We start from the raw sequence: 1574 nt of genomic DNA, 5'->3' as shown, positions 1-1574 counted from the left end.
CGGGTAAACGGGGCCGCTGACGGTGGCTATCCTCAACGCTGGCGGGGAAAGTGGGCCGCTGCAGGTGCTCATCCTCAACGCTGGCGGGTAAGCGGGGCCGCTGCCGGTGCTCATCCTCAACGCTGGCGGGTAAACGGATCCGCTGCCGGTGCTCATCCTCAACGCTGGCGGGTAAACGGGACCGCTGCCGGTAGTCATCCTCAACGCTGACGGGTAAGCGTGGTCGCTGCTGGTGGTCATCTTCAACGCTGGCGGGTAAACAGGGCGCTGCTGGTGTAAAGCCTCATCCCTGGAGGGTAATTACCTGGTTCGGTTTGCTGCGTTAGCTAAAAACCCGAACTCTTAAAATTACACTCTGGAGTCAGTGTGTAATGTAAATGACTGATTTTACGTAAATAACTCAGGTAACTTTTTTGTTTCGACTAAGAATGACCAGTACATAATCCCCACGATTTTTTTCTATCGTGTATTTTAAAAAACCAGCTTCATCCAGTTGCTCTAACGCTTTTTTTATCGTCGCATTCTGAGCACCTTTGTGTGAAGTCAGCTGCAACCGTTCTCTTAAGCGGTCGAATCCAATGCGATAAAAATGGTCAGGTAATTCAACTAGATAAAGATACAGTGCCTGGGCTGATTCTTTTCGAGACAGGGTCTTCAATATTTTTAAGTAAAGTCGGGTCTTCCCGTCGACACGATACAGAGTATTCAAATCCGGATTTGGCCTGATAATGACCTCATCGGTTCCCTCATCATAGTAAGAAGTAGACACCAGGCTCATGTCGATCTTTACTTTTTTCCCTTCTACTGTTGAGTTTTTGATGAACTGGAAATGGGTGTGCTGGATCCGTGTCAGTGAGTCGCTAAAACGTTTCCTTAACCTTGAATCAACTCGTTTTGTAGCAAGCCCACAACTGAAAGCAAAATCAATAAAATTGACCCTAACAGTCCCATCAGGCTCAAGAAATGTGTTGGCGAGTGTGTCCACGATCCCTAGCCAGACTTTGAAATCCGTATCCATATCAAGCCTGGGCCCAAAAATACTAATCTTTTCGTACCCCTCTCCAGCGATAGAAGAAAGACGACACAACTCAGTCGTTGCATCGATGACATGACCTCGTGCCATAGGGTCACTGCCATCCTTGACTGTCGGAACAAAGACCCCCAATCGCAGTAGCGATTTGGGTTGAATACTCTGTTTTGAGTTAGGAACCAAATGTATAACTTCACCAGAACTTTTATCTTGCTCAGTGATGATTAGCGCTAACTGATTGTTATCATTGGCCATTTTATAAAATCCCGGATGTGGATATTTTTACCAGATTACCCGCTGGCGTTGATAAAATCTACCCTCTGGCGATGATAATTGCCCCGTTAGCATTGATGGTATACCCTCTGGCGATGATGGTTCACCTGCCAGCAATGATAGAATACCCGCCAGCGTTGACAGAGATGGCCTGAGAGGCCCGTAGTTCAAGGCCTCACTAAAACGTTATTCTTTTATTAGTCCTTTTTGTCCTTTTGACCTGCTCCCCGTTGATTAGTACACCCCGATGTTAGTAATGTCTTCATAAGCC

1 protein-coding gene is annotated in these 1574 nt (G+C 46.9%); it reads right to left on the bottom strand.

Annotated elements, in window-relative coordinates:
• Positions 1–400: 400 nt before the first annotated feature.
• Entirely contained in the window at positions 401–1285 is an 885-nt protein-coding gene (locus tag ABLV54_RS13205; RefSeq protein ID WP_004186900.1) for a RepB family plasmid replication initiator protein, read from the bottom strand.
• Positions 1286–1574: the final 289 nt, after the last annotated feature.

This window comes from Klebsiella sp. JB_Kp042 (assembly GCF_040065275.1).
Lineage (GTDB): Bacteria > Pseudomonadota > Gammaproteobacteria > Enterobacterales > Enterobacteriaceae > Klebsiella > Klebsiella quasipneumoniae.
This window is presented reverse-complemented; position numbering and strand designations above follow the sequence as displayed.